Source organism: Paenibacillus sp. 2003 (genome assembly GCF_031455635.1).
GTDB classification, from domain to species: Bacteria; Bacillota; Bacilli; order Paenibacillales; family Paenibacillaceae; genus Paenibacillus; species Paenibacillus amylolyticus_B.
The window spans coordinates 1,433,650-1,460,626 of record NZ_JAVDTB010000001.1; the positions used below are offsets into that span (position 1 = coordinate 1,433,650).

The window sequence follows — 26,977 nt, forward strand, 5'->3', positions numbered from 1 at the left end:
GATAGAGAGTGCATACTCGGTTACTCACTCAAGGCCATGTCATATTTCTCTTTCAGCCGTCGGATATCGGTTCTAGGCGGCGCACCGAACATGCGTGCATATTCGCGGCTAAATTGGGAAGCACTCTCGTAACCAACCCGAAATGCTACATCTGCCGCATCAGCAGATTCGGCCATCAGAAGTCGCCGGGCTTCCTGTAATCTTAATTGTTTCTGGAATTGTAATGGGCTCATGGCTGTAATCTCTTTGAAGTGACGATGGAATGAAGAGACGCTCATACTGGCGGTCTCAGCCAGATCTTCAATGCGAAATGGCTGCTCCCAATGATGAACGATGTACTCAATCGCTTCTCTGATCCGATAAGTGCTGCTACCTTCAACCGCAATCTGCGCGAGTTCTCCTCCGTAAGGCCCTTGAAGGAGGCGGAACAGGATTTCTTTAACGTACAACGGAGCCAGAAATGGAATCTCTCCCGGCGTATCCAGCAATCGAACAAGTCGGAGTACAGCGTCCTGAATGGACGATTCCATCTGACCTACAAACATGGCTCGTCTGGCATTTTCGTTGAATGTTACCTTGATATTGCATTCGTTAAGTACTTCGAGAATTTGGTTCGGTGTGAATTCGAGTTTGAGACTTAAGTAGGGTGCATCAGTGGATGCCTTGATAATCTGGCCGATGACCGGGAGATTCATGGAAGCAATCAGGTAATTGGAAGGTCCGTATTCATAACGCTCCTGTGCGAGCAATACTTCTTTCAACCCTTGAACAATCACACAAAATGAAGGTTTATATACTCTGTATGCCGGTTCACTAATCTTGGAATGGTGATAGACAAACAGGGAAGGAATCGCCGTTTCCATTGCACCGTTATGGTGGGAATGGCGTTCGATTAGGTCACTCAATTCCTGTTTTGATTGAAATAATTCTTCGGTCATACGTATCCTCCTCACGGATTTAACCTGCTTACATTATAAAGCTTACCGTACAGAACCAAAAGGGGGCCTGAGAGGATCAGGCAATCAATTAAGACGATTGATATACCGCTCGAAGCCCATGACTCGGCATACTAAGAGTATATTAACAGAGCCAAGCGATTAAAGTTTATTCGAAAAGTTGGGTGAACAAGGTGATGAAGTGGTTATCAAACCATGTGAGGCAAATATTGATTGACAGGCTCGAATCACAGATCAAGTTCGAAGAAAATTCCGTACATCGAGAGATATACTTCACATGCTGGTTAGAGCTAGTTACCGAAGAGGTCGAGACAACATCAGTCTACAGAACAAATTCAAGGAGAGTGTGAAATATGGAATATGTGAAATTAGGACGTACCGGTCTGGATGTCTCCAGATTATGTCTAGGTTGTATGAGTTACGGTGTACCGGAACGCGGAATGGCTCCATGGTCCCTGAATGAAGAGCAGAGTCGACCGTTCATCCAGAAAGCATTGGATGCTGGTATTAATTTCTTCGATACGGCCAATATCTATTCGGATGGAACCAGTGAGGAAATTGTTGGACGTGCGTTGAAGGACTTTGCCCGTCGGGATGAGATTGTGCTGGCGACCAAATTGTTTTTCCGCATGAATGAAGGACCCAACGGGGCGGGGCTGTCCAGAAAAGCCATTATGAACGAAATCGACAACAGTCTCATGCGTTTGGGCACAGATTACGTAGACCTGTATCAGATCCATCGATGGGATAATACAACTCCTATTGAGGAAACCATGGAAGCTCTTCATGATGTAGTTAAGGCCGGAAAAGTCAGATACATTGGAGCTTCTTCGATGTACGCCTGGCAGTTCATGAAAGCCCAATATACAGCTGAGCGTCATAGATGGACGAAGTTTATCTCCATGCAGAACCATTATAACCTGTTGTATCGCGAAGAAGAGCGTGAAATGCTCCCATTATGTCAGGAAGAAGGCGTCGGCGTTATTCCGTGGAGTCCCCTTGCCAAAGGACGTCTGACAAGGGATTGGAATGAACAGACTGCGCGTTCAGGAATCGACCCTGCCGGGAAGGCATTCTATGAGAATGCAATGGTCGATGCTGATCGTCAAGTGGTGGAGCGAGTCTTGAAAGTAGCAGAACAACGGGAGATTCCTCGTGCTCAGGTGGCTCTGGCCTGGTTGTTGCACCAGGAGGCAGTAACTGCACCAATTATCGGCGCGACCAAAATTCACCATCTGGGGGATGCAATAGCAGCCCTTACGGTGAAGCTGACTGTGGAAGAGATCGGTTTCCTCGAAGAAGCGTATGTACCGCATCCGGTAACTGGAAATCTCAGTTGATCCGAATTCTTAATGTTAAAGTCGCCATTCGGCGGCTATTTTTATAGTTATCTATTGAGTGAATTGACACTTCTCTTATATTAAAGTTATTATAGATACATTAGATCCTTAATTGAGAAGGAGATTATTTTCTATGAACAACGGACATTCATCCGGTCAGACGAACGAATCGTGGAGTGGTCATTCTGCTCCTTTTACAGCGTTACAGGAAACACCTATCTTATCCTTGCTCCAGCCGTCCCATGGAGAACGAATCCTTGATGTGGGTTGTGGCAATGGGGATCTGACAGCCAAAATTGCAGTCGCAGGAGCGCTGCCAACAGGTATAGATTTTTCAGAAGAGACGATTAGGCAAGCTAAACAGAAATACCCTGATATGAATATTCATGTAGCAAATGCTTGTCATTATCGGACAGAAGAACCTTTTGATGCTGTCTTCTCTCATGCCGTTCTGCATTGGATAAAGGATGCCCCGGCAGTAGTACAATCAATACAGTCAGCGCTCAAGACGGGCGGGCGATTCGTGGCTGAGTTTGCTGCAAATGGCAACACGGCTATATTAATAACAGCGGTAAGGGAAGAACTGCATGCCCGTGGATACAAATGGGAAGGTCGGAATCCATGGTATCACCCTACCATTGGCGAATATGCTAATCTACTGGAGCAAAACGGATTTCGAGTTAGTCTGGTCCAGCATGTTGACCAATTTACCCCGTTCAAGCCAGGTGCCAGAAAGTGGTTGGACAGCTTCGCGGAGTATTTATTCAGTGGTATCATACCTGCGGAACAGGATGTTATTATGGAAGCTGTAGAGAAAAAAGTACAGCCACAACTGATGCGGGATGGACAGTGGTATCTGGACAGAAGCCGACTGCGAGTCGTAGCTATGAAGGAATCGGGGAATACGATATGAAAATGGACAAACCCAAGATTCAGGAGCAGTTGCTCGAACCGGAAACGATTGCATTCCTGGAATCCAAAGTTGAGTACAAACACAAACTGATCGAGAATATCATGCTGGATCAACAGGAAGCGAGTAAGGTTTCCTTTGAAAATGTTGTATTTAGATATGTGACAATCTCGGAGTCTACCTTGGAACAATTTGAATTCACCGATGTCCGGTTCGAACACTGCGACTTCTCCAATGTCAATCTCTCTGGTGCCTTCATGCATCGGATCGAATGGCATAACTGCAAGTTTGTCGGAACTGATTTTTCCAATAGTCGATTGCAAAATGTCAGTTTCCTTCATGGTCTAGGTGACTACAGCAATTTCCGTTTTGCCCATTTGAAACAGGTCTCCTTCTCGGAATGTACCTTGATTGGTGCGGACTTTGCCTATCTGGCACTGCAAAAAATGGAGTTCAGTCAATGTAACATCGACCAAGCTTCCTTAACGGGGACCAAAATGAAGGATTTGGATCTTAGCGATTGCGAATTTGACTCCTTGGTACTGACCATGGAAGATCTCAACGGTTGTGTGATTTCACCACATCAAGCCGCCACATTTGTAGGATTAATGGGTTTGATTATCAAATAAAGGGCATGATCACATTTACGGGGTTGCCAAGATAGTGGAAGTGTGTATAATTGGAGTCACTTTAGAATAAAAACAGGTTTTCTAGGGTTCCGCGATGGATGTGTCGGTCTGGTCCGAGAGAAAACCCGCAACCTGTTGGTTGTGCCACGGAGGGATAAAAGCCTGGGAGATGAACTGCTACATGCAGTTTGTTTCCCGGGCTTTTTTTGTTTTTACGCTAATGTACCCATACTGGGTGTAAAAAAAATGAATTAGAGAAAGGGAGTTACAGGAATGAATAAAACGTGGATGTCGGTTGTGATTGCTGCATTGTTTGAAGTGGGTTGGGTCATTGGATTGAAACATGCCAGTAGTCTGCTGGAATGGGGGTTTACGTTGGTTGCAATTATCATTAGCTTCTCCTTGATGATTGCAGCTTCACGGACACTGCCTGTGGGAACCGTGTATGCAGTATTTGTTGGCCTGGGTACCGCAGGTACAGTGCTTGCAGAGATTGTTCTGTTTAATGCACCTGTCCAAACCGGAAAAATGGTACTCATTGGTGTACTTTTACTCGGCGTAATCGGGCTTAAAATGCTGAGCAAAGAGAAGAATAAGGAGGTGCAACTATAATGAACTGGGTATTTCTTATCTTGGCAGGGGTATTTGAGATGGTCGGAGTGCTGATGATAAACAAGTTGCACAAAGACCGTAATCTCATTTCACTGGTTCTATTGGTAGCCGGATTTGGTTTAAGCTTCCTGTTCCTGTCCATTGCAATGGAAACTCTTCCGATGGGGACAGCATATGCCGTATGGACGGGAATCGGGGCCTCCGGTGGTGCTATTCTGGGCATGGTGTTTTATGGAGAACCTCGAAATGCCCTAAGAATTCTGTTTATCGCTATGGTGCTCGGATCGGCAGTCGGTCTTAAATTGGTCAGTTAAACAAAGTGATATTAAAAAGATAATGTACAGATTACGTTTTTAATGGTATCCTTATACGTTACGTGTGAAATAAAAGATGCGTCTTATTGATAGATGTGCGTAAATGAAGGAGACAACATGACATTTAAGGACTTAAATATTATTCCCTCTATTATGGAAGGGTTAAGCAAAGCAAACTATACTAATCCTACCCCTATACAGGAACAGGCCATACCAGCTGTATTAGCTGGCAGAGATCTGCTGGGATGTGCACAGACAGGAACAGGCAAGACAGCAGCATTCTCGGTGCCGATCATTCAATTATTAAGCGAAAGATCCAAAGGACAAGGATCAAAGTCCGCACGACATATTCGCTCATTAATTTTGACACCAACACGAGAACTGGCTATTCAGATCGCGGATAACATCAAGGTATATAGCCGGTATACGGACATTCGTTGTACGGCAATCGTTGGCGGCGTTTCGCAAAAAGTACAAGAGCGTGCGCTGAATCAAGGTGCAGATATTATTATCGCGACACCTGGCAGATTGAACGATCTGATTAACCAGAAACGTATTGATCTGAAGATGGTTGAGATTCTCGTTCTGGATGAAGCAGACCGGATGTTGGACATGGGTTTCATTCATGATGTGAAAAGAATCATTGCCAAAATGCCGAACAAAAAGCAGACGCTGTTCTTCTCAGCTACGATGCCTCCTGAAATTACCAAAATGGTTAAAACCCTGTTGGTTGATCCAGTCAAAGTAGAAATCACACCGGTATCTTCAACGGTAGACCGCATTGAGCAATCTATATATTTGCTGGAGAACGGCAAGAAGCAACATATGTTGAATCAAATTTTGGAGGATAAATCCATCGTCACGGCATTGGTGTTCACACGCACGAAGCGCGGCGCTGACCGGGTTACACGTGATTTGGCCAAAGTGAATGTTACAGCACAGGCTATTCATGGCAACAAGTCTCAGAACGAGAGACAACGGGCACTGAACAACTTCAAGAGTGGTGCAACACGTGTATTAGTTGCGACGGATATCGCGGCAAGAGGAATTGACGTGGAGGAACTGTCACATGTCATTAACTTTAACCTGCCTAACATTCCGGAAACGTATGTTCACCGTATTGGCCGTACAGGTCGAGCAGGCAAAAGCGGGATGGCCATCTCGTTCTGTGAGAAGGATGAACTTCCATTCCTGAAGGATATCGAGAAAGTAATCAAAAAGACGATTCCTGAAGTGAAAGGTCATCCGTATCCAATGACAGGTGTACCTGTGTTTGATAAAACCAGCAAAGCATCAGGCAGTAAACCTTCGTTCAACAAATCGGCTGCAGGCAAACCGGCGAAGTCCAAAGCTAACCCGGCACGCAAGCCCAAATCCGAATGGTTTGCCAAGAGTGGTAAATCAAACAGTAGCCGTTCAAACGACGGTAGACCCAATAGCAATAGATCAAACAACAGTAGCAGTAAATCAAACCATGGCTCATTCAGCCGCAGCAGCAAAACTAGGAATGATAGAGCCAATTAAGAGTTAAATAAATTCAGATAAAACCTTCTCCATTCATTTGGAGGAGGTTTTATTATGTGCCTTTATGTGCAACGAGCTTATTTACATACGAACTTACATTCGGTATCATTATATCGTCCACTGGTGAAAGGGAGGTACTGACTTGAAGGATACGATGATTGAATACAGTTTGAACAAGAAAGGTGCGATCAAGGATTATCCATTTGGGCCTGATCCAGTCGCGATCAAGGTTGCGGGTAAGATGTTCGCCCTTATTTTTGAAAACAAAGAAAAGCACTGTCGTTTAAACTTAAAATGTGATCCCATTATTGCAGAGAACCTGAGAGAGCAACATGAAGCAGTTCAACCGGGATATCATATGAACAAAAAACACTGGAATACCATTACGCTGGATGGTTCATTGTCCGATGAGGATGTCTACGTCATGATCGATCACTCTTATGATATGGTTGTCCAATCCCTTCCGAAAAGGATTCGGGATTCTCTGAACGGTAAGAGATAAGAAGAAATATATGAGGTAGGTAAAAGGCTAATGGTCTGCTTCTCTAACAGAATGAATATCCTATGAAAATGAAGACATATTTGAAGTCCATTTGGTTCCATTACCTTGGAAATAAACAAGATCGAACAGCCTTGTTTAATGTGGCTTCCCTTGTTATCAATGCTGTAACAGGGATAGGCAAGTTAATCCTGGGCATATATCTGCTTTCGGGATGGTTCATTACAAATGCTGTATATTATCTGATTCTGTGTGTGGCAAAAGGCCAAGTGCTCCATAAATATACAGTTACCAAGAGGATGGGCTCTCCCGAAGAAAGATATAGATTAGAGCTTACGGTATATAAACGCGGAGGTCTGTTCCTGTGTTTACTGGGCGCGTCCTATTCGATGGTCTGCCTGCGAATGTATCTAATCGGCGATGCCTTCATATATGAGGGTATCATCGTGTATATCGTATCTACAGTCGCTTTTACGAAGCTGGTTTTTGCCGTGTATGGTACCTGGGCGAACCGTCATCTCCATAACCCAATCATATCTACATTGAAAATGATTAACTTCACCGATGCGATGGTATCCATCGTGGTGACCCAAGCGACATTACTTACCATGCAGGGCTCACCTCTTGCATTAAAAACAAGTAGCTTGTTTGGCATGGGGTGCAGCGTTTTATTTTGTTTGATGGGTGTCTGGATGATGTTCCACAAAAAAAAGGAAACAAGCACGGATCCAAACCGATCTCCTGGCACTGAATGCTAACATTGAAGCATCAAGAGCAGGGGGGGGGGATTTTGGTCCACGTTTGAGCATGTTGATCAATACATATCGAATGAATTGCACATGACGGAATAGACGAGTGTCATCTATACTTAAGTGACAACGGAAGAAGGCGTATTGGCAATCCACTAAAGGAGTGATATCTATGGATCAACAACAACAACTGGCAATGGTACAACGTATGCGTCAAAATGTCGTCGGTACAGGTGCAGCTCTTCAACCCGGTTCCACGTATGCTGTCACAGTAAAAGAAGTCATGATTCCTACGACTAAAGGTGATACACGTGTACTTGTGTATACACCGGATAGGGACCATTCCGCTCCTCTGCCGGTCTTCTTCAATATGCACGGGGGTGGTTTCATCTTGGGACAAGCAGAGATGGATGATCCATGGTGTCGCCTGATCGCTGATCGATCTGATTGTGTGGTCGTTAATATCGATTACAGTCTTGCACCAGAGCACAAGTTCCCAATAGCGGTCCATGAATGTTACGACGTTGTACAGTGGGTCCACGCCAATCCGCAATCTTTCTCGGTTAACCCGTCTCTATTCGCTATTGGGGGGCATAGTGCTGGTGGTAATCTTGCTGCAGCAGTATGTTTGTTAAACCAGCAACGTGGAAGCGAGCTGCCTATTGTACTTCAGGTTATCGATTATGCCGTATTGGATGTGGCTACAGATCCGGCCGAGAAACCGAGTTTTGAAGAAGCCATTCCAGCCGATATCGCGAGAACGTTCAATGCCATGTACCTTGAAACGCCAGAAGATGCGCAAGACCCGTTGGCTTCACCTGTGCTTGCAACTTCATTAGAGGGACTTCCAGAAGCATTGATTATTACCGCGGAGAAAGATTCACTGGCCCAAGAAGCAAGAACATATGCAGCAAGGCTGGAAGCAAGCGGTGTGAAGGTGACTCTTAAGGAGTACGAGGGAGCTGCTCATGGATTTACGCATTCTGGGGATCTCCAGATGGCTGAGGATGCCTGGTACCGGATGAGTGACAAGATCAGAGAAGCATTTTCCAAATAACGTGTATCAGAATGAACCTTAGAAGGAATATGGTTACCTTGAAGTCGCCTAATGGCGGCTTTTTTCGTTCATTGGTGTGATTGCTTCAATGGCTTGGTGAAACCAAGCTTCTGAGCTTGCGGATGTGTTAATAAACTGGATTAGGAGCCTTCTTGAGATTATAACGATATAGTTAAGGGTAAGAGTTGTTAAATTAGAGGAAATAATGACCAATATCAGGAGGTTTATTATGAACCAATATAACAGTCCATCCGATATCGCGATTCTTGGCATGGGAACGGCTCTACCTGCTCACCCCGTAGCACAGTCAGATATTGCAGAACTAATCGCTTCTTCTCTTAAGGATCGGCCAGATTTGGCCCGTTTTGCCAGGCGAATATTCAAGTCCTGTGGTGTTGAAACACGATATACCGTGGAACCGAGCTATCTCGGTTCACTGGTAGAATGCCGATATCTGCCCTCTGGTGAGCGATCAGACATCCCGACAACGGAAGAACGAATGAATACATACAAGCGGGAGGCGCTTCCGCTCGGGATTAAGGCAGCAGAGAAAGCCCTGGAGGATTCAGGCGTATCTCCAAAGAGCATCACGCATATCATCACGGTCAGCTGCACCGGTCAATATCTGCCGGGTCTTGATGTTATGCTCATCCGTCATTTGGGTTTGTCTGCCCGAGTTAATCGACTGCCGCTGATCTTTCAGGGGTGTGCCGCAGGGTTGAAAGCCATTCAGATGGCACGAGATGTCGTGCAGGGAGCTCCCGGATCACAGGTCCTTGTGGTCTGTGTAGAGTTGTGCACCATTCATTTTCAGCCCGTACAAGATCGGGAAGCGCTGTTTGCAGCTTCATTCTTCGGAGACGCTGCTTCTTCCTGTGTAGTGGGTACACCAGAACCTCAGCACAAGAATGTTCTAAGTCTGGGCACGGGTTATTCTGTGCTTCTTCCGGATTCGACTGAAGATATGACCTGGGAGGTGGGGAATCTGGGGTATGACCTGTATCTATCCCCTTGTATTCCAAAGCTGTTAGGTGTTCACCTGGAAGAGGAACTGCGTCTCTTATTGCAAAGTGAACAGCTTCCTGAACTATGGGCCATTCATCCGGGAGGACGTGGGATTGTGGACTCTGTGCAGAATGTAATGAAACTGCGAGACGAGCAAACAAAGTATAGCAGGGATGTCCTCAGAACGTATGGTAACTTATCTTCCAATACCATTCTGTTTGTACTGAATGCGATGCGTGAGGACATGAAGGTACAGGGTCAATCCTCTACAGATGGTGTAGCCATGGCATTTGGACCGGGACTCACCGCAGAGTTGATGAAATTCACTTATGTACCCTCATTAACTTCAGTGATGGAGGAGCACGATCATGTCCTTTTTTAGAACATTGTCCATTCGAGCCAAGGAAGATGAGCTGATGGATGACTTCACTCTGGGAGGGGAGGAGCTGCGTGAAGCGCTTAGACATCTGAGACGTCTTAACAAAATATTTGCAGCACCTGGCCCAACTCTGGCTGGTGTAGAGAAGTTGTGGAACACTGTCGGCAGGCCGGATAAGCTGACTCTGCTGGATGTGGGGGCAGGTTCAGGAGATGTGAACCAGAAACTACTGCAATGGGCAGATCGTCAGGGTGTTCAACTGGAAATTACGCTGGTTGATCTGACGGAAGAAGCGTGTGAGGAAGCGAGACAACTATTCCGTGACGAACCCCGAGTCCGGGTACAACGTGCCGATCTTACACAACTGCCGGATGCTTCAGCAGATATCGTGACAGGTTCCCAGTTTGTACATCATTTTGACGGAGATCAGCTGGTTGATATGGTTTCTCATATGCTGCGAGCATCCAGATACGGTGTCGTCATTAATGATATTCACCGCCACCCCGTATCTTATAAGGCGGTCTGGATTACTACACGGATGATCTCGCGCAATCGGTACATTCGTCATGATGGGCCTCTTTCCGTAGCCAAAGGTTTTACAGGGAGGGATTGGAAGGAACTTAAACAACGTCTCAATCATGATACGATGACCTATGAATGGAAGCCCTTATTCCGTTACTCTGTTGTTATTCCCACGAAAGGCAGGTGAGCTTACGTGTCGAAATCGATAGATGTGATTGTCATCGGAGCCGGAATTGCCGGCAGTACATGTGCAATGCAACTGGCAGGGAAAGGCCATCGGACCCTTTTGCTGGATCGCCAGGAGTTCCCGCGGCACAAAACCTGCGGTGAGTTCATGTCACCCGAAACCAAGGAGATGTTAGAAGTTCTGGACATTCACCTTCTGGACCAGTCGAAGAAACCCAGCACCATGGATCATGCCAAAATCGTTATGCCACAAGGCGGAGTGATTGAAGCACCGCTGCCGGGATTTGCATATGGCATAAGTCGATATGAGCTGGACCAGATTTTGCATCAGAAGGCTCTGGAGGCCGGAGCCCAGATTGTGACCAAAGCGACCATAACGAGCATCGAGCAGCTTGAGGATGCCAGTTATGAGGTTCAGGTGAAACAGGGAGATGAGCGGATCAGTTACAGAGCCAAAGCCGTTATCGGGGCACATGGGACCAAAAAACCGCGCGGGGTGGCTTCCGCACCTGATCTGCGGGACCAAACCGTATACGTTGGCGTTAAGTCCCACTTCAGCGGGATAGAGATTCCCGCACGGGTAGAGTTATATTTTTGCGAGGGTGGTTACGTGGGCATTTCCCCGATTGAGGATGGCATTGTGAATGTCGCCGCATTGTTGACACTGGATACCGTTCAGGGAAGCGGCAAGTCTGTAAACGATATTTTACAGGCGGCATCCCTGACAAACGTGAGTTTGGCAGCCCGTTTAGCCGAAGGAAAGCCTGTAGATGGAACGCAAGTGTCGATTGCACCGCTGCATCTGTCCAATGTTCCTGAACCGTGGTCCCAATATCCGCATATTGGAGATGCCATGTTGATGATACCGCCCTTATGTGGAGACGGAATGTCCATTGCCCTTCGCTCCTCACTCCTGTGTGCGAGGTGGACTGACAAGTATCTGCAAGGCGACATTGAACATGCCGATTGGCAGAGTAATTACATGCTGGAAGCAAGCCGTGAATTCACCCAATTGCTCAGACGCGCAAGAAGAATTCAAAAGTTGGCTTTTGCCAAAACCAATAAATTCTATCCTGGTCTGGCTCGGATGATTCCCGGTTTAGCTGCTTATGTCGTGAAGGCCACACGGTTATCCGAGATGAACGCAGCGCGCTAATAGGCTGAAATTTTGCTCAATACTTATGCGAAAGAGGTTGCTGACGGCGGCCTCTTTTTTGGTGTATAAACATTAATTTTGTGGAGACAGTTTGGAAATTCGGGAAATGCTCGTATAATAGAATCTAATGTAATGATAGAGAGTTAATTCAGATGAAATGTCGGGAGGCACTATTTAAGATGAACTATTCATTTTCCAATCGTATCGCAGCACTGCAACCATCCATTATTCGTGAGATTCTGAAGGCTTCTTCGGGACAAAATGTGATTCCATTCTCCGCGGGAAATCCTGCTCCGGAAACCTTTCCTATTGAGGCGATTCGCACATTCACTCAATCCATTCTGGAGCATGACCCGGTCACAGCTCTGCAATATGGGATTACGGAAGGATATGTTCCCCTCAGGGGAGCATTGACTCAACATTTGAAGACAGGTTTTGATACGGGTAAACCATCTGATCAATTGTTCATTGTATCTGGAGCGCAGCAGGGGATTGAACTTGCCTGTAAAGTGTTCTGTAATGAAGGGGACACGATTATCTGTGAGAGTCCGAGCTTTATCGGCTCCCTGAACTCCTTCCGGGCATCCGGTGCAAAGCTTGCCGGTGTTCCGATGGAGATGGACGGCATGGATATCGAGAAGCTGGAGCAGGCGCTGCAGACGGAGACCAATGTGAAACTGATCTATGTGATCCCAAGTTTTCAGAATCCTACCGGTGTAACGACAAGTCTTGCGAAACGTAAGGCCATATACGAGTTGGCTAAGAAGTATGGCGTTATGATTTTGGAAGATAATCCTTACGGAGAACTTCGATTCAATGGAGACGATGTGCCAACCATCAAGTCTATGGATGATGAGGGTCTGGTCATCTATGTTGGATCATTCTCCAAAATTTTGTCGGCGGGACTGCGTGTTGGTTTTGTACAAGCGCCACATGAAGTTGTGGAGAAGATGGTTGTTGCCAAACAGGGAGAAGACGTACATACAGCCATGCTTCCACAGATTCTGGCATACAAGTTCATGACAGAGTATGACTACGCGGGGCACATTAATAGCATTCGTGAGGTATATCGGAGAAAAGCAACATTGATGATGGACAAGCTGCAAGAGTATATGGGTGAGTCCATTACCTATACTCAACCGGATGGTGGACTGTTCCTCTGGTGTGACCTGCCAGCGCATGTGCCCATGCTTGATTATGCCAAGACAGCGGCAGCTCAAGGGGTTGCGGTTGTACCGGGAAATGCATTCCTGGTGAACGAGCAAGACCCTTGTAATGCCATCAGACTTAATTTCTCAACTCCGTCAGACGAACAGATTGTCAAGGGTGTAGAGATTTTGGGGCAGGTATTGAAGGGCTACAACGCTTAATATGACAAAACGCAATATATCCATGAGAAGTCGCCCATTGGCGGCTTCTTTTGGCCTTTCGCAGCCCTTAATTATCGATTAATGCACTTAATTCTGCCTGAAAAACCTTTTGATTCTTCTGATTGAATGTACTCAGCAGCACGGTAACAATCCCATTTCCTTTTCGTCTGGGTGTCAATCCAATGACTTCTGCAATGACATGAAGTTCATCATCCGGATAGACAGGCTTCAGGAATTGAATGTTATTCATTCCGGTGCCCGCCACGACATGCTCTCCATAGACCCCGACCTCAATCCATAATTTAAAGGAGATATTCATCGTTTGCATGCCAGAAGCAATTAAACTGCCAAAGCGGCCTTGCTTGGCCTTTTCCTCATCCAAATGCATGTACTGTGGATCATAGATTGTGGCAAACTCAATAATATCACTCTTGGATAATGCCAAGGATGTGGTTTCGTAGCGCTGACCTATTACATATTCACTAAATCTCATGAAGGCACCTCGGTTTCTTTAATATGTTTTTTCGTAGTTGATGTTTTGCTAAGAGACATGACTGGACTGACGTGTTAAAATGCTAGTGAACTATCCCGTGTGTATTGCTGTGTTACTGCCATAATGGACTAAACAGATGAAACTGTCTTTGAGGAGTATATAGGATGATAACAATTAAAGATGTAGCCAAGATGGCTGGTGTAGCCAGTTCGACCGTATCTTGCGTACTCAACGATAAAGGGAATGTAAGTGAGCCGACAAGACTCCGAGTACTTGAGGCAGCGACTCAACTCAATTACGTTAGGCATGGTCCTGCATCGGAATTAAAACGAAATAGTACACAAACCATTGGTGTTATTGTCCATGACATGTCCAGTCCATATTTCTCGGATTTGGTGAACGGAATAGAAACGGTCGTCATGAGTCATGGATACGATATGATTGTATGTAGTTCGTTGGGTGGAGAGAAATCAACAGCCCATCGATACATCCGAGAAAGAAGAATTGATGGAGCTATTGTTATCGCTCAGAACATTCAAGATCAATTGCTTATTGAAGCATCTGAAGCAGGATTTCCGATTGTCGTCATGGATCGGGATCTGGATGCTCAACATATTGTAAAGGTTTTGATGAGTGATACGCAAGGCGGTTACTTGGCTACCCGTTATCTGATCGATAAAGGTCACCGGACAATAGCTTATATCAGTGGTCCGTCACAATCGGAATGTAATCTCCATCGTTATCAGGGTTATTTGAAAGCCTTGAAGGAGGCAGGCATCGAAGAGAACCCCGAATGGAAAATTGGCGGACAATACATGAAGCAAGATGGCTACATTGCAGCCAAGAAACTGCTTGAAGGAGAGTTGCCTTCCGCTGTTTTCTTTGCTAATGATGAAATGGCAATCGGCGGCTTGGAAGCCTTTAGGGAGCATGATATTTCAATTCCTGAGCAGTTATCCGTAATTGGTTTTGACAATATACCTGCATCTCAGTATATGAATCCACCACTAACCACATTTCGTCAGCCGAAGAGGGATGCAGGCCAGCTTGCAGGTCATGTTCTCTTCCAAATGCTGAATGGAGAGATCGTAGAGACGTTATATACACTGGACATCCAATGCGTGGAACGTGATTCTGTTCGGCTCCTCAACCTGAGTTGAGGAGTTTTTTCCATTCTATAGAATTTTAAATACTTAAAAAGAAAGGAGAGTAGCCATTTGTGCATAATATAAAGACGAGGAGTATTTTTCGTTGGAAATAAATGGAGGTTGATACGATGGGCGTACCCACTTTTTTGGAGACAGGCCATATGCAAGAAGGTTTCCCCATTCGGGTAATTCACACAGGAAATCAGTTCAATTATGCCGCGCACTGGCATGATGAGGTTGAACTGATTCTTGTCAATGGTAAGAGCGCCAGAATTGGCGTGAACGACCACGTTTGTGAGTTGGAAAAAGGGGATGTGCTGCTGATCAAACCAGGGGATGTGCACTGTTTTTTTCCGGGGACTGAACAGCTAACCATTATCTTGTTCCGACTCGAATTGTTAACGGGAAGTTTCACGACCGAAGCCGAAATTCAGGATCTCGGACAACTTTTCAACAAAACAACAGTTATTCCCTCGAATACGGGAAGTCAGAGCAATCTGGCTCATTATATAGATGTCATCATTACCGAGAAGAAAAATCAGAAGCCGGGATATCGGTGGTTAATGGTATCCAGATTATATGATCTCATCATACTTTTACTACGTACAATCGTACCGGTTCCCACCGATGAATCAACATCTTCAGGATGGCCCTGTACTTCCTCCAAAAAATTTGAATTCCTTGAATCGGTATGTGAATACCTGGAGGAGCACTATGCTGAACCGATCAAGCTGGAACAGGTGGCGGAACATATTAAATTCAGCAAGTTCCATGTCTGCAAACTGTTCAAAGAGATCAAGGGCGTAACACTGATGGAATACTTGAATCATTTTCGAATTATCAAATCCGAGTGGGCCTTATTGTTCCGTCAGGATACGATTCTGGAGATTGCGATCGGACATGGATTTAACAATGTTAACTCCTATAACCGTCTTTTCAAAAAATATAATGACTGCACACCCTCCGAATTTCGTAAAAAACATCGTACGAATATCACAAAATATGGAGGGTAATGCACAATATTTGTGGAGAAAGGCCTCTCCAAAATCAATATACTCTAATAAATTGTAAGCGTTTCCTTTTTGAAGGAGGGGGCCTATGAAGAAGTGGTTTAAGCCAACTATTGTATTTGTATGTGCAGCGATGTTGTTAGCTGGTTGTCAGTTCAGTCCATCGAGTCAAACCAAGCAACAGGAGATTACTGTGTGGAGTTTTACGGATGAAGCAGGGTATGCCATCGAGAAATTCGAACAGCAATATCCTGACATCAAAGTGAACTTTGTCAACATCCCCGGTAATTTCTATATCACCAAGCTGAAATCTGCGCTACAGACAACCTCGAAGGCTCCAGATGTATTTATGATTGAAAATGCGAATATTCGAGAACTGATTGACGTTCCTTATCTGGAGAATCTATCAGCTTCGCCGTATAACGCCAATGAACTTATCCAGGAACAATATGCTTTTGTGCAGGCCAATGAAAAGGACAGTGAAGGAAATGTCAGAGCGATAGGTTACCAGGGAACACCAGGGGGCATCTATTATCGTCGGGATTTGGCAAAGAAATATCTGGGCACCGATGATCCTGAGAAGGTGGGTTCACAGATCGATACATGGGAGAAGATCTTCGAGATTGGAGAGAAGGTGCAGCAACTAAGCGGGAATAAAGTACATGCATTGGCAAATTGGAATGCCATATCGAATTCATATGATGGTATACCTTGGGTGAAGGACGGCAAACTCGTCATCGATCCAACCTACTTGGAAGTGCTCGATCTTGTACGTGAAGCACGTGAGCGTAAAGTGCTTGCCGAGTATGATGATGGAAGTGCCGGTTACGCTGCATCCATGCAAAAAGGAGAGGTCATGTTCTATCCCGGGGCAACCTGGGCCCTGCAATTTACGTTCAAGGCAAATGCCCCGGATACCGAAGGCTTATGGGGCTTGGCACAGGGACCTTCAGCGTTTAGTGCAGGCGGAACTTATATAGCGATGTATAGTAAAAGTGACAAAAAAGATCTCGCCTGGAAGTTTATCGAGTTCTATAACTTTAACCACGACTTTCTGTCGGAGCTCGCGAAAGAACAGGATTATTTCACGAGCAACATGGTTGTGAATGATGAACTTGCCCCGTCTCTCTCATCGTCCTATTTGGGAGGACAGAAGCATTTCGAGTTTTTCTCGGAGGCTGCAAAACGGGTACCTGTATACGAACGCACCAAATATGATGCCACAATTAACAATGATATCTACAAGATTGTACTCCAGTTATATCTCAATAAGGACATTCAGACCAAGGAAGAAGTCGTAAAGCGAATCAAACGTGATGTCACCTTGAGATTTCCGGAGCTGGAAGTGGATTAGCTTAGAAGTAAGCGAATGAATATACACATCCGATGATAACTGGGGGGATAGAACATGTTTGCCAAAACGATTCGCAAGGACCATTACGGCTACTACTTCATTGCTCCGTTTTTTATTATTTTCACCATTTTTGGACTTTATCCCATTTTATATTCGCTTTATATCAGTTTCACCAACTTTGATGGCATCACGACGCCTGACTTTGTAGGGATCGGTAACTACGTGGCCGTACTACAAGACCCGTTGTTCTACAAAACCTTGTTTAATACGTTATTCATCTGGGGCGTATCTGTCGTTCCGCAGCTGACGATCTCCCTGGTGTTGGCCTTTATTTTGAATGATAAGCTACTCAAAGGGCGGGATTTTTTCAGGGCCGTATACTTTTTTCCCAACATCGTTACGGCTGCATCACTTGGATTGCTTGTCAGCCTGATTTTTGACTGGCAGTCTGGCGGACTGAATCATTTTTTGGTGCAGACTGGCATCATACAAGATCCAATTAACTGGAAAAATGATCCGTGGTTTATGCGTCTGATTGTGTCCTCGATTCTCTTTTTCCAATACTTTGGCTATTCCATGGTCATCTACCTCGCAGGTCTTCAGGGGATAGACCCATCGTTACTGGAAGCTGCCCAGATGGATGGAGCGAAAAAGAAACATATTTTCATTCATATCATCGTGCCAATGCTCCGTCCAATTATTCTGTTTCAGATGATCACATCCATAATTGGTGGCATTCAGATTTTTGATCAGCCATTTACATTAACCAATGGCAATGGTGGTCCTGACAGGGCAGCCATGACAAGCATTATGTATCTCTATAATGTCGCATTTCAGAGTACTCGTTTTGGTTACGGCGCTGCAATCGCATTTTGTCTGTTTATTATCATCATACTGTTGTCCGTTGCATCCTTCATCATGACCAAGCGGAAGAGCCGTTCATAGGGAGGGGAGTTCTCATGCAAACTGCAAAATCAGTTGAACAACCAAATGCAGCGATTCAGCAATATGCCACCACAAGGCGACTGACGGCAGGCAAGATCATCATCTATCTTTTATTGATTGGTCTTGCCGTGCTGTGCATTATTCCATTTTATCTGATGCTCATCTATTCAACACATAACAATGCAACGATTGCTTCAACATTCACCTTTCTTCCCGGATCGTTCTTAGTGGATAATTATATGAACATGGTATCGAAAATTAACATTTGGCGTGGATTTGCAAACAGTATTTTCATTGCTGGATCATCAACCGTGTTGTCTCTGTACATTGGTGCTTTGACCGCATACGGTTTTGCCAAATTTAAATTCAAAGGGCGGAACTGGTTGTTTCTGTTTCTGTTAGCGACCATGATGGTGCCGGGTCAACTGGCCTTGATTGGGGTATATCGCCTATTCAGTATGTTGGGGCTTCTGGACAGTTATGCCGCAATTATTTTGCCTGCTGCGGCTAACGCGTTTAATGTATTCTTTATCAAACAGTTCATGGAGAGCAGTATCCCGGATGAGATTATTGAATCTGCGCGGGTGGACAGTGCCGGTGAGTTCCGGACGTTCAATCAGATTGTACTGCCTATTCTGGGGCCGGCGATCGCCGCCCTTGGCATATTCACGTTTATCGGATCATGGAATAATTTCCTGACACCGCTGGTACTATTTTTCTCCCTGGATAAATATCCGCTTCCGGTATTGGTTGCACTAGTGCAGGGGTACTATGGAATGGATTATGGGCTCTTGTATTTGGGTGTAGCGATCTCAATCCTGCCTATTATTATTGTATTCTCTGTATTTTCCAAACAGATTATTGGGAGTGTTGCTTTGGGTGCTGTGAAAGGATAGCGATCAATAGAAAATAGGGAATTGCAAAGAGCAAGATCAACGGATTCATAGGAATGAATAGCGTTCTATATCATCAGAGTCGCTCATGAGGGCGGCTTTTTTGGCATTCTATATTTTGCGTATATATCCCATCTGATAAGTAAAGGATACCTTTAACTGAGAATATCTGGACGGAGCGTTTACGGAAAGGGGAGGCGTCATGGACACATCAGCGATAACACAACAGGACCTGCCATTAACCGGATATCTTGCTGTTGATCAAGAAATGTTAAGCTCCGTTTTTGCAGGTTGCTCGGATGTTGTGTTTCATACATTCCAAACCGCATGCCTTACTTCAGCGCTATGCGTATATTGTGTTGGTGTATGCGATACGGAGCGGCTGGAACGACAGGTACTAACGCCCATTCAGGAAATGGGGATCGAAGCTGCGCAAGTTCCCCTAGCTTCTGTTAAGCATGTTGAAACGACCACTCAAGCAGTACAGGCCATATTAGAGGGGGAAGCTCTGTTACTGCTGGACGGTTCAATAGGCGGAACTACATACCCTCTATACCAAGCTGCAAATCGTTCAACGGAAGAACCGTTAGCTGAATCGACCGTGCGTGGTGCACGGGATGGATTCACAGAATCGTTGACCATGAATATGTCTCTTTTGCGTAAACGTCTCAAGACACCTGCATTGAAGATTCATACACGTAACATGGGAGATCGTACAAACACCAGTATTTCACTTGTATACATGGAGGGGATTATTGACCCCAAACTTGTTAAGGAAGTGGAGACACGACTTGCCGATTTAAAGCTCCAAGACGTACTGGAGAGTCAATACATTGAAGAAGGCATTATCGATGAGCGATATTCACCATTTCCACAGATGATTGCGACGGAGCGTCCGGATGTCGTTGTTTCCAACTTGCTGGAAGGTCGGTTTGCTATTCTTGTTGACGGAACGCCGTTTACCCTTATCGCGCCAGTAACCATTTTTTCCATGTTACAATCTCCCGAAGATTATTATCAAAATGTGTTCATGAGTGTTTTTGTACGCTGGCTGCGATACATTTTTTTTGTTTTATCCATGCTGCTTCCATCGGCTTATGTAGCGATTACTACGTTTCATCAGGAGATGATTCCTACCGTATTACTTCTCAGTATTGCTCGGGCGAGAGAAGAGATCCCTTTTCCTGCACTGGTGGAAGCGCTCATTATGGAAATCGCCTTTGAAGCATTGCGTGAGGCTGGCGTCCGATTGCCGAAGCAGGTCGGATCAGCGGTCAGTATCGTGGGAGCCTTAATTATTGGGCAAGCGGCGACGAGTGCCGGAATTGTCTCAGCCCCCATGATTATCATTGTCGCGATTACCGGTATCGCTTCTTTCATGATACCCCGCTATGCTGCCAGCATCGCGACTCGTCTACTACGTTTTCCCATGATGTTTCTTGCGGGAACGCTGGGACTCACGGGTGTCATGTTGGGAGTCATCTTGGTTGTCATTCATCTAAGCAGTCTTCGTTCATTTGGAACACCTTATCTCTCACCGGTAGCACCTACGATGGCTAAGGAACTTAAGGATGTATGGTGGCGTCCATCCCCAAGGAACAAACCACACTAGAACAATCTACATTTCGAGCAAACAAGGGAGCGGGATTACATATGTTGACTGACAAAGGGAAAATATCGGTGACTCAATTGGCATTTATGGTCTTTCCCGCCATTCTCGCGACGGCTATCTTATCTGTGCCTGGAATTACAATGCACTATGCAGGACATGACATGTGGATGACTCCAATTATAGGTTCTATCGTTGGATTGGCTGCTATTGGTATTTCCGTTGGACTTGATCGTCTGTACCCTGGAAAAACGCTCATTCAATCCAGTGTATTGATTATTGGTCGGATTCCGGGCAAGTTATTCGGCCTGATATATATCGCTTTTTTGCCCCATCTGACCGGCTTGATTATTCGGGAATACGGTGAATTCATTGTCAATAATGCACTTCCGCGTACACCTTTGTTTGTTGTGATGGGTACGATGGTTGTTGTATGTGCGATTAATGTCAGACTCGGGATCGAAGTTGTCGGACGAACCTCTCAGGTGTTTGTTACCCTGCTGATCGTGCTACTGGCTTTGATCTTTATATTATTGATTGGTGAACTGAATCCTGCCGAGCTGTTTCCTTTTATGGAGAAGGGTCCAATTCCCATTATTACGGGGGCTGCTGCACCTGCTGCATGGTTTAGTGAATATATCGTGTTGGCTTTTCTGCTACCTTATGTGAATGAAAAAAAACGAATAACCCGGGTCATGCTGGGTTCCCTTGTGTTTACAACAACTGCAATGACAGTTACCAATCTGTTTTGCCTGTTTTTAATTGGTGATTTGACGGATACATTTGTATTTCCGGTCATGATCGCAGCAAGATACATAACCATTGCGGACTTTCTGCAACATATCGAATCCCTTATTATTGCTATCTGGATTTTCGGTATTTTCGTTAAAATTTCCGTTTTTCTATATATCTTTGCTACATCAACCGCGGAATGGTTTGGTTTGCGAGACTACAAACCTGTGGTTGGTCCACTTTCGTTCCTGTGCATAGTATTTGCTTACTGGGTTGTGTCCGGTGGATCCGGTATTTCCAGTTTGGTTAGCGCTTCAGCTAACTTGTATACGATCAGCATCTTATTAATCCTTCCGGCTATGATCTACGGTGTCGCCTGGCTGAAGAAAGGGTGGACGCATTTTCGGAAGAATCGAGCGAACACCTGATTGATGGGGGAGGAGCACTTGCGATTATATAGAGTACTACTAATGCCAATATTGTGTTGTGTGCTTTTAAGTGGATGCTGGGATCGCATCGAGATTAACGATTTGGCTATCGTGCTGGCTACAGGGATAGATTATGAAGATGGCAAAGTACAATTGACTTCACAGATTTTCATTCCGCGAAAGGCGAGTTCAGGAGATAGCAGTGAGAGTGGAGGGAGTCCAAGCGGGGTTACAATGATTCGAACAGCGGAAGGACGCACAATTGCCGAGGCATTGAATCGGTTACAACGTAAAGTCCCCCGGAATATGTTCTGGGGCCACTGCGAAGTCATAATCATTAGTGAGCAAGCTGGCAAACGCGGTATCCGCGAGTACATCGATTTTTTCCTGCGTTACCCTCAGTTCAGGGAGCATGCATATGTCTTTTCCAGCGATAAGGCTGCGAAAGATATCCTTGCGTTACTTGATCCACTGGAGCGAAGTTCTGCTGAATCGTTGCGTGAGATGGCCAATCTGAAGTTAGGTACACGTGTTACTGCGCTTGAACTGGCTAAATCTATTGAAGGTCCGAGCAGTTCCGCCATTTTGTCTCGCATGTTAATCTTACCCCCGGAGCCCGATCAGGATAAACTGACGACTACGCCATATGTGAAAGGTCTGAGCTTGTATAAGAAGGATCGCTATGTCAAGACGGTCAAAGAACCACTAAGCGTAGGTGTATTACTACTTGCAAAAGAACTGAACAGCATTATCATGCCTGTTGAGTTTGAGCCGTTAGAGGGTTCTTTCTCAATAAGACTCATTGAAAATAAAACTTCCTTGAAACCGCGAATTGTAAACAAACAGTGGAGTATGAAGGTCGACATCCAAACCAGGGGAGAAGTGGTGTTAAATACGACGGATGCCAATCTGACTGATCCCGCAGTATTAACTAAACTGGAAAAGGAATGGTCGGCTAAGCTCACATCTTTGGCTCATGATGCTTTAGACATGTCCCAGAAAGAGCTGCGCTCCGATTTCTTCAAATTCGCAGTTGAATTCCGCAGATATTATCCGAATCAATGGAAAGCGCAGGAGAAGAACTGGGAAACCATCTATCCTGATATGGACGTGGAAGTCAAAGTAGATGCACATGTAGTACGTACCGGAAAATCAACAGGACCACAGGGGATACCTAATGAGGACGAAAGTTGAACAGAACGGCTCCGGTTACAAGCCTGAGAAGAGAGGTGATTGCATGAAACTAGGCTCAATCCTTGGAATATTGATGCTGGCGACTGCGATAGTGTATGGAGAGTGGAAGAGCAGCAAAGAAAAGCGAGCCAGAATATTGAGCGCGGGATTCACTGCTGTGGCGGCAGTAATTGGGATCATTCTTCTCTTTCAGCCCCGTTTGCCTGGTCCTACCCAGTTTGTGAAGCTTATATTTGGAAGTGTGGATCAATTTATAAAGTAAGATGATGGGAAAAAGAAGGACCACGTCTCTGAGTACCAGAGTGTGGTCCTTCTTTTACTGTAAGTGAGCTGCATCCACTTAAAGAGGTCTATTCTTTGATCACAGAAGCGTTCACGGCATCTTCCATCTTTGTATTGTAGGAACGGAACAGACCCAGACGCCAGAACGCTGCTCCTTTGAGGTCATAACGTTTGGCAAGACCGAGCTTATCATCTACAGAGGAGGGCGTTTCACTGCTTAGACTGATACCGAGCAGAAGCTTGCTCTTCGGGACACCGGCCTGTATGGCTAATTGAATCGCCTGATCTACAAGACTATTTGGCTCAGGTACCTGAGATTTGGTGCCAACCGGATTATACTGATAGGCCATAATAATAAGATCATCTGCAATAGAGGCAAGTGTTTTGTAATCATAACCTTTATAAGCGCTATTTAGCGGGGGTACCGCTAGTGATAAGGCTGTGTCCTGAGGCAAGGAACTCTTTAATTGCTTCACATAAACATTGAGCAACTTCTGTTGTTCTACTGCATCCAGTTTAAAGCCCAGTCCTTCAAAATCCAGAACAACTCCGCCAAAACCATGCTCTGCGACAGCAGCAGTTATGCCTTCAATTGATTTCTGCCGCAGGCTGCTGTCGCTCAGAACTTTGGTCAGTTCGCCGTTTCCGTCCAATGCATACACCATGAGCTGTGGTTGGATCTGCTGATCTGCTGCGTCAGCAACGATGGACTGCGGCGTAATATCACCCGCAGCAGCAGGGAGACGGTACTCATCCCCTTGGAGCGTAAACTGACCTTCACGATCAATGCGGCTCCAGCCAAATGCTACAGAATTCATGGAAGTAATGAGATCCTTTTCTTGAAAGGATTGCAATGCATAGAAGGCTCTCAGGTGCATCTCGCGTTGTGGGGAGATGAGGGAGACCGTCTTGGTTGCCTGATTCCAGCTTACTTGTACACCGAATTGGTTACTGAATGAACTTAATGGAATAAGTACTCGTCCTTCCCGCTGAACTGGTGGCGCAGGAAGTTTTACGTTCTTTCCGTTTACGGTTGCTGTAGTGCTGCCTACCGTTAATACTACCTCGGTGGTTTGACCTTTTACAGCATTCGTTGCTTTTACAGTCTGCTTTTTGCTGTTCCACGTTATATCGATACCAAGAGCCTCTCCAACCGTCCGAAACGGAACATAAGTGACACCCTTATCCATGCGTGGAGCTGCATCAAACGTTAAGGGGACATCGTCCAGTTGAACGGTAATGGCCGGAGCAGCATAGGCTCCACCGATATTTGGGGTGTTTCCAAGGACAGAGAGAGTAATCACTGTAACCGCAGCAATTTTTCCTACACGCTTAATGAACATCGTCTGTTTCCTCCAACTTGGTACATAATAGTAGATTCTTGCTTTAAAAGTAATCTAGTAATCTAGCATATGTAGCATAACAAAATTTTCATATCGTTCCAATATAAGAGTCGAAGTTTAGTCATATTGGTGGCAAGAATCGTAATATACTTTATTATATATTGCGGAAGGAGTGTGCTTTTTGCCAAACTCTACGGGTTTTATATACAATCCGACCACCGGTGTAACTCAGTCCACGCAGCTCATCGTGACTTGCATTAACGATTCTCTTAATGCTCCTGTTAATATTGAGCTTGAGGTTTTCAGGTGGGATACTACTCAAACTGCACGTATTGCGATTGGTCATGATCTGTTTGAATTACTGCCCCAAGCGACAAGAACATTGATCTATCCACTAATCAATGCCGCTTTTTTCGAGGTGCAAAGTGATTATTTTAGCGCTACAAGCACTATCATTCATGTATATGGTGTTGATTCTACAGGCCAGATTATCCAGCGTGTGCTTCAATCGGAGATGACATTAATTGACCGATTCACAAATATCCCTTAAAGGAAGAGAGGTGAGCAGATGGCAGTTGTGAATATTACTGGAGCATTAGCAGGCAGCCAATTCGAACCTTCAATTGCAGTTAATACGTTGAACCCGAATATTATGTGCGTGGTAGCTGTGGATACCAGTACCGGACCAACATTGACTGGATTCTATCGTTCCATTGATGGAGGGAGTACCTGGTCTACAACGATACTTCCTCAACCAGCAGGATATGCAGGAGCAGAAGCACCAACAATAGACTATACGTTTCCCAATACCTTTATCGTTACCGTTCACTTGTTTAACGGGATTAATGATGGGACGATTGCAAGTTACACCTCATTTGACGATGGGTTAACGTGGCAGCCACCGGTTATCGTGCAGGCAGGTTTCGGTACCATTGTTCATAATGATGAGCCTTACATAGCGGTAGACCGTTCTCCTGGTAGCCCCTATCGAGGCAATGCATATGTCGGATATACCCCACTTGCCACGACTTCTTCCGCTATATTTACACAACGGTCGGTCTCACAGGGGTTAACCTGGGAGCCACCTGACCGACAGTCGAATCCGCGAGGAATTCATGACCGGGCAGCGCTGGCTGTTGGATTCTCGGGTGAGGTCTATGCAGGCTACATCATAACAGGGCCTGCCAGCCCTTCTGCACTTTTGCGTATTTCCTACGATGGGGGCATTACCTATCAACCTCCTCTGGATAGACAGGCGACATTCATCTCATCCGTTGTGCCAGCTCCATCGCCTTTACCTGTACCGAATTACGCTTTTCGGGTACAGACCAATCTAAGTCTGGGAGCAGATATTTCCGTTGGACCTAACAGTGGAACCGTATATGCCGTATGGAATGATGCACGAGCTGGCTATACTGATGTATTACTCTGCGAATCTCCGGATGGTCTCCTGTGGTCAGACCCGATCAGTATTACAGGCGCACCTCCAGGCACGCAGAATTTCTTTCCTTCCATAACCGTATCTCCGTTTGCCGGGACGATCAGGGTCATTTATTACAGCAACCGAATTGACGGGTTCCTTCTGGATGTTTTTGTGGCAGAATCGTTCGATGGCGGGGCGAGCTTCACCAACCGTCGAATCACAACCACATCTTTCAATCCCAATGGTAACTCTCCGATGCCAACGGTACTGATTGGGGACTACATCACTGCTGCAACGTATGCTCCAGATAATTTAGCAGCCGTGTGGATGGCCACAACACCACCCACGGGTAAGCTGGATGTTTACTTTGGAAACTAATTTATTTTAAATGAAACACCCCCATACCTTAGCCCTGTGTAAAAACAGGTTAAAAGTATGGGGGTGGACGTAGTCATTCTAATCCGAAACGATAAATCCGTCGAAACTCTCAGGACCGACCCGAACCGTTCCGAGCAGGTTGGTACTGATAAATGCAGTGTACGTTAGTTGTGGCTGGATCGGTGGATTATAGTCGTTGGCAGAGAAAACAATAACTTCGGGGTTGAGGAGACCGCTTAAACCATAAGTGAAGTTAGCAGAGTAAACAATCGGATCCGTAGCAACGGTGCCTCTAACAATGGTAATTCTGACTTGAAAGAGTGCAAGCGGTAGTCGCACCGTAATGGTTCCTTTTAATGAAACTCGTGGATTGGCTCCAGCTCCAACCGTTTGCAGACCAATCTGTGCAAATAGTTGAGGCGTATTAATCACTGGAATCGGTATAGAAATGGAATTAAACAACGCAGCATTTTGCGAAGATCTTGCATCCAGAAATTGTGTCAACGTATATACCTCCTATCTGTTTCAGATAGAATA

General features: G+C 45.4%; 28 protein-coding genes and 1 riboswitch. Of the genes, 24 read left to right on the plus strand and 4 right to left on the minus strand.

Annotation, left to right across the window (positions count from 1 at the left end; translation table 11 throughout):
* Nucleotides 1–20: 20 nt before the first annotated feature.
* Complete coding sequence (locus J2X75_RS06445) at nucleotides 21–938, minus strand: AraC family transcriptional regulator (protein ID WP_310335104.1); 918 nt, start codon at nucleotides 936–938, stop codon at nucleotides 21–23.
* A 371-nt stretch (nucleotides 939–1,309) separates the two neighbouring features.
* Between J2X75_RS06445 and J2X75_RS06450 the strand changes: the two genes are divergently transcribed.
* From J2X75_RS06450 to J2X75_RS06510, 13 genes are all read left to right on the plus strand, one after another.
* On the plus strand, nucleotides 1,310–2,296 hold the full coding sequence (locus J2X75_RS06450) for an aldo/keto reductase (RefSeq protein ID WP_310335106.1): 987 nt from the start codon (nucleotides 1,310–1,312) through the stop codon (nucleotides 2,294–2,296).
* Between the two features lie 133 nt (nucleotides 2,297–2,429).
* Nucleotides 2,430–3,209 carry a class I SAM-dependent methyltransferase gene (locus J2X75_RS06455; protein WP_310335107.1) on the plus strand — a complete coding sequence of 260 codons (780 nt, stop codon included), beginning with the start codon at nucleotides 2,430–2,432 and terminating at the stop codon, nucleotides 3,207–3,209.
* Complete coding sequence (locus J2X75_RS06460) at nucleotides 3,206–3,835, plus strand: pentapeptide repeat-containing protein (protein WP_307536819.1); 630 nt, start codon at nucleotides 3,206–3,208, stop codon at nucleotides 3,833–3,835. The genes J2X75_RS06455 and J2X75_RS06460 overlap by 4 nt, the downstream gene beginning before the upstream one ends.
* A gap of 70 nt (nucleotides 3,836–3,905) precedes the next feature.
* Nucleotides 3,906–4,006: riboswitch (guanidine-I (ykkC/yxkD leader) on the plus strand.
* A gap of 102 nt (nucleotides 4,007–4,108) precedes the next feature.
* Nucleotides 4,109–4,447 (plus strand): DMT family transporter, encoded by a 339-nt coding sequence (locus tag J2X75_RS06465; protein WP_150367338.1) that lies wholly within the window; start codon nucleotides 4,109–4,111, stop codon nucleotides 4,445–4,447.
* Nucleotides 4,447–4,761, plus strand: coding sequence for a DMT family transporter (locus tag J2X75_RS06470; RefSeq protein ID WP_105598630.1), 315 nt, complete (start codon nucleotides 4,447–4,449; stop codon nucleotides 4,759–4,761). Before J2X75_RS06465 ends, J2X75_RS06470 begins: the two co-directional genes overlap by 1 nt.
* A 117-nt stretch (nucleotides 4,762–4,878) precedes the next feature.
* Nucleotides 4,879–6,285, plus strand: a complete 1,407-nt coding sequence (locus tag J2X75_RS06475; RefSeq protein WP_310335112.1) for a DEAD/DEAH box helicase — start codon at nucleotides 4,879–4,881, stop codon at nucleotides 6,283–6,285.
* Between the two features lie 142 nt (nucleotides 6,286–6,427).
* The gene (locus J2X75_RS06480) at nucleotides 6,428–6,787 is read left to right on the plus strand and encodes an MmcQ/YjbR family DNA-binding protein (protein ID WP_310335113.1); all 360 of its coding nucleotides are present in this window, start codon (nucleotides 6,428–6,430) and stop codon (nucleotides 6,785–6,787) included.
* A gap of 62 nt (nucleotides 6,788–6,849) precedes the next feature.
* A complete protein-coding gene (locus J2X75_RS06485; protein ID WP_307536809.1) occupies nucleotides 6,850–7,542 on the plus strand; it encodes a hypothetical protein in 693 nt (230 codons plus the stop codon).
* A 163-nt stretch (nucleotides 7,543–7,705) separates the two neighbouring features.
* Nucleotides 7,706–8,590: an alpha/beta hydrolase gene (locus J2X75_RS06490; protein ID WP_307536807.1), complete on the plus strand. Its 885-nt coding sequence runs from the start codon at nucleotides 7,706–7,708 to the stop codon at nucleotides 8,588–8,590.
* 229 nt (nucleotides 8,591–8,819) lie between these two features.
* Complete coding sequence (locus J2X75_RS06495) at nucleotides 8,820–9,977, plus strand: type III polyketide synthase (protein ID WP_310335116.1); 1,158 nt, start codon at nucleotides 8,820–8,822, stop codon at nucleotides 9,975–9,977.
* Entirely contained in the window at nucleotides 9,964–10,683 is a 720-nt protein-coding gene (locus J2X75_RS06500) for a methyltransferase domain-containing protein (RefSeq protein ID WP_307536802.1), read from the plus strand. The genes J2X75_RS06495 and J2X75_RS06500 overlap by 14 nt, the downstream gene beginning before the upstream one ends.
* Nucleotides 10,684–10,689: 6 nt before the next feature.
* Entirely contained in the window at nucleotides 10,690–11,838 is a 1,149-nt protein-coding gene (locus J2X75_RS06505; protein ID WP_310335118.1) for an NAD(P)/FAD-dependent oxidoreductase, read from the plus strand.
* A 179-nt stretch (nucleotides 11,839–12,017) separates the two neighbouring features.
* Entirely contained in the window at nucleotides 12,018–13,208 is a 1,191-nt protein-coding gene (locus J2X75_RS06510) for an aminotransferase-like domain-containing protein (RefSeq protein ID WP_310335119.1), read from the plus strand.
* A 67-nt stretch (nucleotides 13,209–13,275) separates the two neighbouring features.
* Here the strand turns inward: J2X75_RS06510 and J2X75_RS06515 are convergent, their stop codons facing one another.
* On the minus strand, nucleotides 13,276–13,701 hold the full coding sequence (locus tag J2X75_RS06515) for a MaoC family dehydratase (protein WP_124114590.1): 426 nt from the start codon (nucleotides 13,699–13,701) through the stop codon (nucleotides 13,276–13,278).
* Between the two features lie 164 nt (nucleotides 13,702–13,865).
* On the opposite strand from J2X75_RS06515, the gene J2X75_RS06520 reads away from it, so the two are divergent.
* The 9 genes from J2X75_RS06520 to J2X75_RS06560 all read left to right on the plus strand — a co-directional run bounded on the left by J2X75_RS06520 (nucleotide 13,866) and on the right by J2X75_RS06560 (nucleotide 23,276).
* Nucleotides 13,866–14,861 carry a LacI family DNA-binding transcriptional regulator gene (locus J2X75_RS06520; RefSeq protein ID WP_124114591.1) on the plus strand — a complete coding sequence of 332 codons (996 nt, stop codon included), beginning with the start codon at nucleotides 13,866–13,868 and terminating at the stop codon, nucleotides 14,859–14,861.
* A gap of 116 nt (nucleotides 14,862–14,977) precedes the next feature.
* Nucleotides 14,978–15,862, plus strand: coding sequence for an AraC family transcriptional regulator (locus J2X75_RS06525; RefSeq protein WP_190945632.1), 885 nt, complete (start codon nucleotides 14,978–14,980; stop codon nucleotides 15,860–15,862).
* A gap of 85 nt (nucleotides 15,863–15,947) precedes the next feature.
* Nucleotides 15,948–17,213, plus strand: coding sequence for an ABC transporter substrate-binding protein (locus J2X75_RS06530; RefSeq protein ID WP_310335123.1), 1,266 nt, complete (start codon nucleotides 15,948–15,950; stop codon nucleotides 17,211–17,213).
* Nucleotides 17,214–17,267: 54 nt separating this feature from the next.
* On the plus strand, nucleotides 17,268–18,158 hold the full coding sequence (locus J2X75_RS06535) for a carbohydrate ABC transporter permease (RefSeq protein WP_091016465.1): 891 nt from the start codon (nucleotides 17,268–17,270) through the stop codon (nucleotides 18,156–18,158).
* A 14-nt stretch (nucleotides 18,159–18,172) separates the two neighbouring features.
* Nucleotides 18,173–19,054: a carbohydrate ABC transporter permease gene (locus J2X75_RS06540; protein WP_124114594.1), complete on the plus strand. Its 882-nt coding sequence runs from the start codon at nucleotides 18,173–18,175 to the stop codon at nucleotides 19,052–19,054.
* A 199-nt stretch (nucleotides 19,055–19,253) separates the two neighbouring features.
* On the plus strand, nucleotides 19,254–20,663 hold the full coding sequence (locus J2X75_RS06545) for a spore germination protein (RefSeq protein WP_310335126.1): 1,410 nt from the start codon (nucleotides 19,254–19,256) through the stop codon (nucleotides 20,661–20,663).
* Nucleotides 20,664–20,704: 41 nt separating this feature from the next.
* Entirely contained in the window at nucleotides 20,705–21,820 is a 1,116-nt protein-coding gene (locus tag J2X75_RS06550) for a GerAB/ArcD/ProY family transporter (protein WP_167483557.1), read from the plus strand.
* An 18-nt stretch (nucleotides 21,821–21,838) separates the two neighbouring features.
* Entirely contained in the window at nucleotides 21,839–23,014 is a 1,176-nt protein-coding gene (locus J2X75_RS06555; protein ID WP_310335128.1) for a Ger(x)C family spore germination protein, read from the plus strand.
* Nucleotides 22,998–23,276, plus strand: a complete 279-nt coding sequence (locus J2X75_RS06560) for a hypothetical protein (RefSeq protein WP_124114598.1) — start codon at nucleotides 22,998–23,000, stop codon at nucleotides 23,274–23,276. Before J2X75_RS06555 ends, J2X75_RS06560 begins: the two co-directional genes overlap by 17 nt.
* Nucleotides 23,277–23,364: 88 nt before the next feature.
* Here J2X75_RS06560 and J2X75_RS06565 read toward each other — a convergent pair whose 3' ends face one another.
* Entirely contained in the window at nucleotides 23,365–24,639 is a 1,275-nt protein-coding gene (locus J2X75_RS06565; protein WP_310335130.1) for a stalk domain-containing protein, read from the minus strand.
* Nucleotides 24,640–24,820: 181 nt separating this feature from the next.
* Here J2X75_RS06565 and J2X75_RS06570 point away from each other — a divergent pair, with 181 nt between their 5' ends.
* Nucleotides 24,821–25,189, plus strand: a complete 369-nt coding sequence (locus J2X75_RS06570; protein ID WP_310335131.1) for a hypothetical protein — start codon at nucleotides 24,821–24,823, stop codon at nucleotides 25,187–25,189.
* 18 nt (nucleotides 25,190–25,207) lie between these two features.
* Nucleotides 25,208–26,440 (plus strand): sialidase family protein, encoded by a 1,233-nt coding sequence (locus J2X75_RS06575; protein ID WP_310335132.1) that lies wholly within the window; start codon nucleotides 25,208–25,210, stop codon nucleotides 26,438–26,440.
* A 78-nt stretch (nucleotides 26,441–26,518) separates the two neighbouring features.
* On the opposite strand, the gene J2X75_RS06580 is transcribed toward J2X75_RS06575, so the two are convergent.
* Entirely contained in the window at nucleotides 26,519–26,944 is a 426-nt protein-coding gene (locus J2X75_RS06580; protein ID WP_124114602.1) for a hypothetical protein, read from the minus strand.
* Nucleotides 26,945–26,977 lie beyond the last annotated feature (33 nt).

Excerpts from the sequence above, each read along its gene's own strand:
- J2X75_RS06445 (WP_310335104.1), bottom strand. The coding sequence starts at position 938 with ATGACCGAAGAATTATTTCAATCAAAACAGGAATTGAGTGACCTAATC.
- J2X75_RS06450 (WP_310335106.1), top strand. The coding sequence starts at position 1,310 with ATGGAATATGTGAAATTAGGACGTACCGGTCTGGATGTCTCCAGATTA.
- J2X75_RS06455 (WP_310335107.1), top strand. The coding sequence starts at position 2,430 with ATGAACAACGGACATTCATCCGGTCAGACGAACGAATCGTGGAGTGGT.
- J2X75_RS06460 (WP_307536819.1), top strand. The coding sequence starts at position 3,206 with ATGAAAATGGACAAACCCAAGATTCAGGAGCAGTTGCTCGAACCGGAA.
- J2X75_RS06465 (WP_150367338.1), top strand. The coding sequence starts at position 4,109 with ATGAATAAAACGTGGATGTCGGTTGTGATTGCTGCATTGTTTGAAGTG.
- J2X75_RS06470 (WP_105598630.1), top strand. The coding sequence starts at position 4,447 with ATGAACTGGGTATTTCTTATCTTGGCAGGGGTATTTGAGATGGTCGGA.
- J2X75_RS06475 (WP_310335112.1), top strand. The coding sequence starts at position 4,879 with ATGACATTTAAGGACTTAAATATTATTCCCTCTATTATGGAAGGGTTA.
- J2X75_RS06485 (WP_307536809.1), top strand. The coding sequence starts at position 6,850 with ATGAAAATGAAGACATATTTGAAGTCCATTTGGTTCCATTACCTTGGA.
- J2X75_RS06490 (WP_307536807.1), top strand. The coding sequence starts at position 7,706 with ATGGATCAACAACAACAACTGGCAATGGTACAACGTATGCGTCAAAAT.
- J2X75_RS06495 (WP_310335116.1), top strand. The coding sequence starts at position 8,820 with ATGAACCAATATAACAGTCCATCCGATATCGCGATTCTTGGCATGGGA.
- J2X75_RS06500 (WP_307536802.1), top strand. The coding sequence starts at position 9,964 with ATGTCCTTTTTTAGAACATTGTCCATTCGAGCCAAGGAAGATGAGCTG.
- J2X75_RS06510 (WP_310335119.1), top strand. The coding sequence starts at position 12,018 with ATGAACTATTCATTTTCCAATCGTATCGCAGCACTGCAACCATCCATT.
- J2X75_RS06515 (WP_124114590.1), bottom strand. The coding sequence starts at position 13,701 with ATGAGATTTAGTGAATATGTAATAGGTCAGCGCTACGAAACCACATCC.
- J2X75_RS06520 (WP_124114591.1), top strand. The coding sequence starts at position 13,866 with ATGATAACAATTAAAGATGTAGCCAAGATGGCTGGTGTAGCCAGTTCG.
- J2X75_RS06525 (WP_190945632.1), top strand. The coding sequence starts at position 14,978 with ATGGGCGTACCCACTTTTTTGGAGACAGGCCATATGCAAGAAGGTTTC.
- J2X75_RS06530 (WP_310335123.1), top strand. The coding sequence starts at position 15,948 with ATGAAGAAGTGGTTTAAGCCAACTATTGTATTTGTATGTGCAGCGATG.
- J2X75_RS06535 (WP_091016465.1), top strand. The coding sequence starts at position 17,268 with ATGTTTGCCAAAACGATTCGCAAGGACCATTACGGCTACTACTTCATT.
- J2X75_RS06540 (WP_124114594.1), top strand. The coding sequence starts at position 18,173 with ATGCAAACTGCAAAATCAGTTGAACAACCAAATGCAGCGATTCAGCAA.
- J2X75_RS06545 (WP_310335126.1), top strand. The coding sequence starts at position 19,254 with ATGGACACATCAGCGATAACACAACAGGACCTGCCATTAACCGGATAT.
- J2X75_RS06550 (WP_167483557.1), top strand. The coding sequence starts at position 20,705 with ATGTTGACTGACAAAGGGAAAATATCGGTGACTCAATTGGCATTTATG.
- J2X75_RS06560 (WP_124114598.1), top strand. The coding sequence starts at position 22,998 with ATGAGGACGAAAGTTGAACAGAACGGCTCCGGTTACAAGCCTGAGAAG.
- J2X75_RS06565 (WP_310335130.1), bottom strand. The coding sequence starts at position 24,639 with ATGTTCATTAAGCGTGTAGGAAAAATTGCTGCGGTTACAGTGATTACT.
- J2X75_RS06575 (WP_310335132.1), top strand. The coding sequence starts at position 25,208 with ATGGCAGTTGTGAATATTACTGGAGCATTAGCAGGCAGCCAATTCGAA.